Annotated in this window: 10 protein-coding genes; 5 read left to right on the top strand and 5 right to left on the bottom strand. The window is 55.7% G+C overall.

Translation table 11 applies throughout. The features are described from left to right. Positions 1-101: 101 nt before the first annotated feature. From FD25_RS06165 to FD25_RS06150, 4 genes are all read left to right on the top strand, one after another. The gene (locus FD25_RS06165; RefSeq protein WP_057802428.1) at positions 102-980 is read left to right on the top strand and encodes a DMT family transporter; all 879 of its coding nucleotides are present in this window, start codon (positions 102-104) and stop codon (positions 978-980) included. Between the two features lie 120 nt (positions 981-1,100). Then, positions 1,101-3,323 (top strand): alpha-galactosidase, encoded by a 2,223-nt coding sequence (locus FD25_RS06160; RefSeq protein ID WP_057802426.1) that lies wholly within the window; start codon positions 1,101-1,103, stop codon positions 3,321-3,323. Between the two features lie 107 nt (positions 3,324-3,430). Beyond that, positions 3,431-4,297, top strand: a complete 867-nt coding sequence (locus FD25_RS06155) for a sugar phosphate isomerase/epimerase family protein (RefSeq protein WP_057802425.1) — start codon at positions 3,431-3,433, stop codon at positions 4,295-4,297. 1 nt (position 4,298) lies between these two features. Next, positions 4,299-4,625: a DsrE family protein gene (locus FD25_RS06150; RefSeq protein ID WP_057802423.1), complete on the top strand. Its 327-nt coding sequence runs from the start codon at positions 4,299-4,301 to the stop codon at positions 4,623-4,625. Between the two features lie 114 nt (positions 4,626-4,739). On the opposite strand, the gene FD25_RS06145 is transcribed toward FD25_RS06150, so the two are convergent. From FD25_RS06145 to FD25_RS06125, 5 genes are all read right to left on the bottom strand, one after another. Beyond that, a complete protein-coding gene (locus FD25_RS06145; protein ID WP_057802421.1) occupies positions 4,740-5,093 on the bottom strand; it encodes a fluoride efflux transporter FluC in 354 nt (117 codons plus the stop codon). Next, positions 5,090-5,473: a fluoride efflux transporter FluC gene (locus FD25_RS06140; protein WP_057802419.1), complete on the bottom strand. Its 384-nt coding sequence runs from the start codon at positions 5,471-5,473 to the stop codon at positions 5,090-5,092. The genes FD25_RS06145 and FD25_RS06140 overlap by 4 nt, the downstream gene beginning before the upstream one ends. Before the next feature lie 263 nt (positions 5,474-5,736). Beyond that, complete coding sequence (locus FD25_RS06135) at positions 5,737-6,357, bottom strand: sugar O-acetyltransferase (RefSeq protein WP_057802417.1); 621 nt, start codon at positions 6,355-6,357, stop codon at positions 5,737-5,739. A gap of 18 nt (positions 6,358-6,375) precedes the next feature. Continuing rightward, positions 6,376-6,786 (bottom strand): peptide deformylase, encoded by a 411-nt coding sequence (locus FD25_RS06130; protein ID WP_057802415.1) that lies wholly within the window; start codon positions 6,784-6,786, stop codon positions 6,376-6,378. A gap of 60 nt (positions 6,787-6,846) precedes the next feature. After that, a complete protein-coding gene (locus tag FD25_RS06125) occupies positions 6,847-7,728 on the bottom strand; it encodes a LysR family transcriptional regulator (protein ID WP_057802413.1) in 882 nt (293 codons plus the stop codon). Positions 7,729-7,844: 116 nt separating this feature from the next. Here FD25_RS06125 and FD25_RS06120 point away from each other — a divergent pair, with 116 nt between their 5' ends. Next, a complete protein-coding gene (locus FD25_RS06120; protein WP_057802410.1) occupies positions 7,845-9,317 on the top strand; it encodes a UbiD family decarboxylase in 1,473 nt (490 codons plus the stop codon). Positions 9,318-9,330: the final 13 nt, after the last annotated feature.

Here is a 9,330-nt window from a genome sequence, read left to right as displayed (position 1 = left end):
AGGATAGGACGTTGCCACGCAACGGTAGGAACTCAGTGATGAGTTCCTTTTTTTGTGAGAATTTTTCCATAACTTAACGCGTCAGAAGGGAAGGGTGTTACGTGGCCAGTCGACGATTAGGCTTGATTGAAGTGATCAGTGGCGGAATTTTATGGGGAGCTTCAGGGACCGTTGCCCAGGCCGTGTTTAGCCGCTACCAGGTGCCCACCTTATGGTTGACCGGCGTGCGGCTTAGTCTGGCGGGGCTCCTATTGCTAAGCTGGTTTGCCTTAAGCCAGGGAAAAGCCGTCTGGGCCATCTGGCGGCGCCCCAAGATGATTGGCCAACTTCTTTTATTTAGTCTGTTAGGCATGGTCCCTTCGCAATTAACCTACTTCTTAGCCATTGCCTACGGGAATGCACCGACCGCCACGGTGCTTCAATTTTTGGGACCACTATTTATCATCATCTACTTAGCCGTGGTTCGGCGCCAATGGCCGCGACGAATTGATCTGATTTCCATCGTCATTGCGCTCTTTGGGACCTTTTTTCTGGTGACGAACGGGCATCTTACCCAGTTGGCGTTGGCACCGTTGGCCCTCTTCTGGGGGTTATTGGCCGGGGTCAGTTCGGCCACCTATACGTTGTTACCCCGAAAATTATTGGCAACCTACGACGCACGCTTAGTGGTGGGCTGGGCCATGCTCTTAGGGAGTCTGCCGTTTGGTGGGGTGTTGGCGACCACGCACTTGCCCCAGCTGAACGCGACCGTTGTGGGCGGAATCGCCTTTATCGTGATTGGCGGGACCATGCTCGCCTACCTGTTATACCTAAAGAGTCTTGAAAGTCTAGCGCCCAGTACGACCGGCATGCTGAGCGCCTTTGAACCGCTGACTGCCACGGTGTTGGCCGTGGCAGTTCTGGGAACACCCATGACCGGCGCGGAGTTATTCGGTGGGGCGTGCATTATTGCCACCACGTTGTTGCAGGCGTTACCCTAAGAAAAATCACTCAAGCAGTAAGTTCGATAGAGGACAACTGCTTTTTTTGAACAATTTATAGAAAACGGTTACAAAACCCAACTTTTTCGGTATCCTAGTAGGTAGAAGGGACTGAATGAGATGGCAATTTATACACAACAAGATCAATTTCATCTTCAAATGGATCATAGTAGTTACCTCTTTCACGTCATGGCCAACGGTGAGTTAGGACAACTCTATTATGGCCCGTTGATACATAACCAGGCTCAGTATCCGGAACTCACCCACCGCGAGGTTCACGGGGCGATGCCGGCCTGGAAACTCAATACCCCGGATTTCCAACCCGAGGCATTGAAACAAGAATACGCCAGCTTTGGGAAAGGGGATTTTCGGGACCCCGCGTACCAGATCACGGCAGTAAACGGCAGTCGCATCAGCGACCTGCAGTACCAAAGCTACCGGATTGAGGAAGGGAAGAAGCGACTAGCTAATTTACCCGCGACGTTTGATGATACGCAAGACGACGCGCAGACCTTGATCGTGACGTTAAAGGATGCCGTCACGCAAGTCGTGGTCGAGTTGAACTACACGATTTTTCCCCACCAAGACGTCTTGGTCCGCAGTGCGACCTTTACCAATCGCGGGGACCAAACGGTAACGTTGAACCGGGCGCTCAGTGGCCAACTGGACCTTCCCGATGCTGACTACGACTTTCTGCAATTTTCCGGGAGTTGGGCGCGCGAACGGCACGCCATCCGGACCCCGTTACGGCGGGGCATTCAAAGTATTGGAAGTTTGCGTAGTGCGTCGAGTCATCAGGAAAATCCGGGCTTTATTCTGGCACGGCCCCAGACGACCGACGATCACGGCGGCGCCTACGGGTTCAACCTGGTCTACTCCGGTAACTTTCTCGATCAGATCGAAGTCGATCAGTTTGACACGACCCGGGTCTTATTGGGAATCAATCCCACGGAGTTTGGCTGGCAATTGACCGCCGGGACCCAATTTCAGACGCCCGAAGCCATTTTAAGTTATAGCGATACGGGCTTAAATCAGTTAAGCCAGCAATTGGGGGACTGCTACCAACATCACCTGGTCAACCCCCAGTACGCCCAAAAGCCCCGGCCGATTCTGATCAATAACTGGGAAGGGACCTACTTCGACTTCAACGAAACCAAGCTGATGGCGATGGCCCGGCAGGCCAAGGATTTGGGCATCGAGCTGTTCGTTCTCGACGATGGCTGGTTTGGCAAACGTAATGACGATACCACCTCGCTGGGAGACTGGGACGTTAACCCGCAGAAGTTACCACAGGGCATGGCGCACCTCGCGCAACAGATCCACGATCTCGGCATGCAGTTTGGCTTATGGTACGAACCAGAAATGATTTCACTGGCGAGCCAGCTCTATCACGACCATCCCGACTGGGTGATCAAGACGCCACAACGCCAGATGACGCCAGGACGTAACCAGTTTGTCCTGGACATGACCAACCCTGACGTGGTGGACTTCCTGTACACCAAGATGAGTACCATGATCGACGAGGCGCACCTCGACTACATCAAATGGGACATGAACCGCAACATTACCGAGGCCTACAGTCAGACGTTGAGCGCCGACCAACAGTTAGAGTTTAGCCACCGCTACATCTTAGGCGTTTACCAGCTCTATGCCCGGTTGACCCACGACTTTCCACAGGTGCTGTTCGAATCCTGTGCGTCCGGTGGGGGACGGTTTGATCTGGGCATGATGTATTACGCCCCTCAGGCCTGGACCAGTGACGATACCGACGCCATCGAGCGGTTACGCATCCAGTTCGGGACGTCCTACGCTTATCCGCAGGCGATGATGGGGGCCCACGTCTCGGCGGTGCCAAACGACCAGACTGGGCGCATTACGCCAATTGAGACGCGGGCGGCCGTGGCTTACTTTGGTGATCTAGGGTACGAACTCGACGTGACCCGGTGCTCGGCGGCCGAAAAGGCACAGATCAAACGCCAGGTGGCCTTCTATAAGCAACACCGAGACCTCTTCCAACAGGGGACGTTCTACCGGATCGATAATCCGTTTACTGGCGACCGTAACGTCGGCAGTTGGGTCGTCGTGAGTGCCGATAAACGCCACGCGATTGCGGCGCGGTACCAGATTTTAAATCAACCCAACCCGCGGTATTCGCAATTAAAACTGCGCGGGTTATTACCGAGCCAACGCTACGTGGTCAGTGGGCGGCAACAGCCCCTTTACGGCGACGAGTTGATGCATGCCGGGGTCTTTATCCCGTCGTTGATCCAGAATACCATGGGTGTCGAGGAGTCGGCCGACTTTAGCGCTCAAGTATTGGTTTTAGATGCGGTGGACGATTGACCGGTCAGGACCAACGTCCGGCAGCAGTCAGTTAGCGGTATACTAAGGTTTAGAACTTTGGTTCTGAACCTTTTTTAGGTTCGGCACCAGTGAAAGGATTGACCAGCATGGCAAAATTAGCGTTACCCGCTCGTCCCGGTAAGGTCCAGTTGGGCCTAAAGGCGGGGGCTGACCCCACCCAACTGTTAGATCGGCTGAAGTACCGGCCGGAAGTTTTTGAATTTTTCACCAGCGAAGCGGACTTCACGCCGACCGCGTTTCGAACATTCAAGGCTAAGGTGCAGTTTGTCCAAACCAACGTGACCCGCAAAATCGTGATCCATCATCCCATGAAATTTCACGACCAACACCTGGACCAGTTGCTGGATGCCCACCGCGAACCGCAAGCCTACGCCTTCTTTCAGCAATCGACGGCCCAACTTTTGGATTTAGCGAACGATTTAAACGTCCGCATCCTGGTACACGGCGGGTATGGCGGGGCCGAAAGCCAACAGCTGATCGACGAATACCCGTCGTTAGTGGCTGCTCGGGCCACCGTGTTTGACCACTTAGATCAGTTGGTGGCGCAAGGGAACGGTCACGTGATGATCGAAAATGGGATTACCGCCAGTTTCATGTACGGCGATCCGCAAATCGACGACACGATTTTAGCGCACCACTGGCCGTTAGTTTGCGACCTCAGCCACGTGTTTATCGGTTTGCATGGCGATATGGACCGGACCATGGCGGCGCTAACGAAATTAAAGCCGTTGATTCGACATTACCACTTGGTCGATTCGCTGGGACAACGTCACGATAGTTTACCCTTAGGAGCCGGCCTGATTGACTGGCGGCGGGTCTTGCCGGCGTTGAATCCACAAGCGACCATGATCTACGAGGTTCCGGACGAAACGGACGCGACCTGTGCCAACATGCTACGGAGTTACCATTACCTGCGGGGCTTGGAAGTGCAACAACTCGAAAGTGGGCGGTAATATGCCGAAAACGTCGGTGGTCGTGCATCTTGATGAACAGGCTAAGGTGTCGCTGGCGCAGGGCAACGTCCACAACTTACTGATCGGGTTACCGGAAAGTCGGGTAGTGGTCGTGGTTAACGGTCCGGCGGTACGGTCGTTTCTCACCCCGAGTTGGCGGGCCTTTCTGACTGACCTGCCCGAAGTCGAGGTGGACGCCTGTGCGAACGCGTTGCGGGCCAACGGTATCTTGGCAGCACAGCTTCCGGCCGGGGTCGCGGTAGTGCCGGCGGGCGTGGTCCGCATTGTTGAATTGGAACAACAAGGTTTTGCTTATCTGAAACCATAAATGATTAGCCGAAAAAACGCCCCGGATTCCTTGGTTGGAAATTCGGGGCGTTGCTCGTTACTTCGGGAAAGGCCCTAGTTGGCGGTGACCCTAGTCCAAACGGCGCGTCACAACTTAACCTCCCAGCCAGAAGCCGACTCCCGCGGCGGCTAGTCCCAGTACCACGGATAAGAGGAGGTAACTCACGGCGACTTTAGGAAACCGGTGCAGTAGGCCGGCCAACTCGTTGGTGAACGTGGAGAAGGTGGAAAAGCCCCCCAGCAGACCGCTGATGAGCTGAAAGGCTAAACTACTAGCGGGGAAATGGCCGGCCGCTAATCCCAACAAGAAGGCTGCGGTGACGTTGATTACCAGCGTGGGGAGGGGCAAGTAGGTATCGAAGAACAAGCGGTTCCCCCAGAAGGTCACGCCGTAGCGGGCTAAGGCACCGAATGCGCCAGCCCCGCTGACAATAATTAGGGTAATCATGCGCGCCGCCCCCGTTTCACTAACCGAGCACTTAACGTAATTCCCGCCGCAGCGGCGCTCCAGCCGAACACCAGACTTCCCAGCACGTAACCGCCGGCGAGCCACGCGGCGTGCTGGTGGAGTAAGGATACGGCATCGACCGTAAACGTGGAGAAGGTCGTAAAACTACCGACGAGCCCCACGCTGAGCCCGGTAACCATGGCGGGTGAGACCGGCCAGAGTAATGGAAGCGCGCCGGTAATCAGCGGTAGGCCAAACGAGCCAATCACGTTGATGGTGAGAATTGTGAGGTAGTGGTGCGGTGTGGTCCACGCCGTTAAACTCAGTCGTAGGGCGCTCCCCAGAAACGCACAGATGAAGATTAAGCCAATTTTTTTCACGCGTTGCACTCCTTATGCCAAAGTAAGGTCTATTTTAGAAGATATTGGTCGGGGGATGCAACCTAAAAGGGGCTGGGACAAAAATCCCAGACCCGTTGTGTCTCCGAACATCTGGTGCTGAAACGTGCGCCAAAAGGCGATTAGCTGGTTCCGCTTAACCCCGTAAGTCAGATAATCCAAGTTCGGGATTATCCGCCTTACGAACCGTCGTTCATGCTCGCCAGCTAATCGCCTTTTGTCCCACTCTCTTTTAAACGATAGCGTTAAATGGGTGTTTCACGACTCATGTCCAGCGCATCATCTTCAGTGATCTCGCGCAAGACGCGGCAGGGATTCCCCACGGCTAACGAGTTGGCGGGGATGTCGCGGGTGACCACGCTACCGGCGCCAATCACGCAACCGTCGCCGATGGTCACGCCACCGATGACCGTGACGTTGCTGGCCAACCAACAGTTATTCCCGATGGTGATAGGTTTGGCGTATTCCAAGTCGTATTTCGAGCCGTCCGGACGGGTCCGCAGGTTACGGTCCTGATAACGTAGCGCGTGCATGGCCGTCACCAGCGTCACGTTGGGCCCACACATCACGTTGTCACCGATGGTCACGGGACACGAATCGAGCACGGTGAGGTTGGTGTTGCCGTAAAAGTCGTCGCCAATGGTGGTGTAGCGGCCATAATCAAAGAAGATGGGTCCCTGAAAGTAGGTGTCGACACCGTGGTTGGGCACCAGCTCGTCGATCAGGGCGGCCCGGACGCTGGCCGGATTTTCGCCGGACTGGTTGTATGCCTGGTTCAAGACGTGCGCGGCGCGTTGTTGCCGGTTGAGTTCGGGATCGGTGGGGTCGTAAAGTTGCCCCGCTAACATTCTGGCTTGTTCGGACATGGAGAAAACCTGCCTTTCTTAGATTAAGATGCCGTTGCAGTGGTCGACTTCGTGTTGGATGATCTGAGCGATGAAGCCGCTAAATTCCTGGTGTTGCGGTTGAAATTGTTGGTTGAGGTAGTCGACCGTGATGGTCTGGTACCGCGTGGTGGGACGCTGCCCACTCAACGATAAACACCCCTCTTCGGTCTGAAATGGCGCCTTTTTTTGCCGGATTTGCGGGTTGATCATGGCGACGGGCAGCATGCCCATTAGGACAACGATGATCCGCTTATTTTGGCCGATCATGTTGGCGGCCATTCCCACGCAGTTAGCCTGGTGGGCGCGTAACGTGTCGAGTAGGTCGGTGACCAGACCGGCGTCGGCGCGGGTCGCTGGCGTGGCTTTAGTTTGGAGTTGCTGGGGATCGTGGACGATGGGTCTAATCATAAGAAACCTCCGAAAATTGAGTTTAGGGTTAATGCTTAATTGGGTTTAGTATACCACGGCCTACTGGGTCAGGTACTGTAACAGGCGGGCAATAGTCGGGGTTTGGTCGCCACGGGGGACAACCAGTTGCAGGTGACTGACCTGAGCCGGTACCAGTGGGCGGGTCACGAAGTCCGCGGAAAGAAACGGGGCTGCGGCTTGGGCGAACAGGAAGGTGACCCATTGGGTGTGGGCAATCAGTCCTAGGAGCGTTTCAATGTGGGGGGTGCTGAAGCGAATGTTGGGGGTCAGCCCGGCCTGTTGGTAGAGGGTGCCCATGCGTTCGTAGATACCGGACCCCGGACTGAGCGTGACGATGTCCACGTCACGGAGATCCGCCATGGTGATGGTTGCGCGAGCGGCGAGGGGGTGGTCACGCGGTAAAATCACCTTGAGTTCGTCGGTTAGGAGGTCCTGAGTGTGAAACTGTGAAGAGTTGAGTTGGCGACTCTGAACGTCGCGGAGGATGGCTAGGTCGAGATGGTGTGCCTGGAGTTGGCCAATTAGGTCGTCGCCCTCTAGCTCGTCTAGGCGCAGGTTGATTTGGGGGTAGTCTTGCATAAAGTGACTGAGCTTAGTGGTTAAGCCATACTGGGCCATGACCGGCACGCTGCCGATGTGGATTGTCCCGCGGCGTAGTTCGCGGTAATCCTGGAGTTCGCGTTGCAGGAGGCCGTATTGGGCCGTGATGGTCTGAGCGTAACGGAAGAAAATTTCCCCACTCTCGGTAATGGTTAACCGCCGCTTGTTACGCGTCGAAATCAGGGGACTGCCCAGTTCGGCTTGTAGGTTACGCAGGCGTTTGGAAAGCGCCGACTGGGTGATGTTCAGCTCGACGGCGGCATCCGAGACGTTTTGCAACTGGTAAAGCACGATGAAGCTGTGCAGGTCTTCAATGGTCATGGCGTCCATCCTTTCTATTAGTCCTGTTAGGAATAACGTTAAGCGTAAGTTGAATTGTTTGCAAGGGTTAACTCCCGTAAACTAGGCCTTGTAAGCTTGAACGAGGAGGTCATCACATGACAAACGAACCTTATGATTTACGCCGGGTGCTCAGCGAACTTAAGACCCATCCCGGTCAGTACCACGAAACCAACGTCGCCGTAGACCCGAATGCGGAACTCTCCGGGGTCTACCGCTACATTGGTGCGGGTGGAACGGTCCAACGGCCGACCCAGGAAGGCCCCGCGATGATGTTTAACCAGGTGACCGGGTTTCCCGGGACCCGCGTATTGACCGGTCTCATGGCCAGCCGCCGGCGCGTTGGGTTGATGTTTCACCACGACGCACAGACACTAGGGCAGTTTCTAAACGACGCGGTCGACCACCCGGTCCCACCCGTGGAGGTGCCCGAAGATCAGGCGCCGGCTCACGAGGTCGTCCATAAGGCCACCGATCCGGACTTCGATATCCGTAAACTGGTGGCGGCACCAACTAACACGCCCCAAGACGCCGGGCCCTACATCACGGTCGGCGTGGTGCTGGGGTCCAACAAGGCCAAGACCATGAGCGACGTGACGATCCACCGGATGGTCTTAGAAGATAAGGATAAATTGGGCATCTACATCATGCCTGGTGGCCGGCACATTGGCAAGTTTGCCAGCGAATACGAAGCGGTCAACGAACCCATGCCCGTCACCATTAGCATTGGGTTGGACCCGGCTATTACCATTGGTGCGACCTTCGAGCCACCGACCACGCCGCTGGGGTATAACGAACTGGGCGTCGCGGGCGCCATTCGTCAAGAAGCCGTGGGCCTGGTACCCGGGTTAACGGTCGACGAGCGGGCGATTGCTCGGGCCGAATACACCCTAGAGGGCTACATCATGCCAAACGAACGGGTTCAAGAGGATATCAATACGCATACCGGTAAGGCCATGCCTGAGTTCCCGGGATACGACGGTGACGCTAATCCGGCCCTACAGGTCATCAAGGTCACCGCGGTCACGCACCGCAAGAATCCAATCATGCAAAGTGTCATCGGGCCGTCCGAAGAACACGTCAGCATGGCCGGAATTCCCACCGAAGCCAGCATTCTGGAACTGACCAACCGGGCGATTCCGGGGAAGGTCTTAAACGTCTACAACCCGCCAGCAGGTGGGGGGAAGTTGATGACCATCATGCAGATCCATAAAGCTGACGAGGCCGACGAGGGCATTCAACGGCAGGCCGCGTTACTGGCGTTCTCCGCGTTTAAGGAGCTTAAGACCGTCATCTTGGTGGACGAGGACGTCGACATCTTCGACATGAACGACGTGATGTGGACCGTTAACACGCGTTTCCAGGCCGACCAGGACATCGTGGTGTTGCCGGGGATGCGTAACCACCCGTTGGATCCGTCGGAACGACCGGAATACGACCCGAAGTCGATTCGGGTACGGGGGATGTCATCGAAGCTGATCTTAGACGGGACCGTGCCGTTTGATTTGAAGGACCAGTTCGAGCGGGCGCAATTCAAGGAAGTCCCGGACTGGCAGAAGTATTTAAAATAAGCGAATTCAATTG

This window comes from Levilactobacillus acidifarinae DSM 19394 = JCM 15949 (assembly GCF_001434835.1).
Lineage (GTDB): Bacteria > Bacillota > Bacilli > Lactobacillales > Lactobacillaceae > Levilactobacillus > Levilactobacillus acidifarinae.
This window is presented reverse-complemented; position numbering and strand designations above follow the sequence as displayed.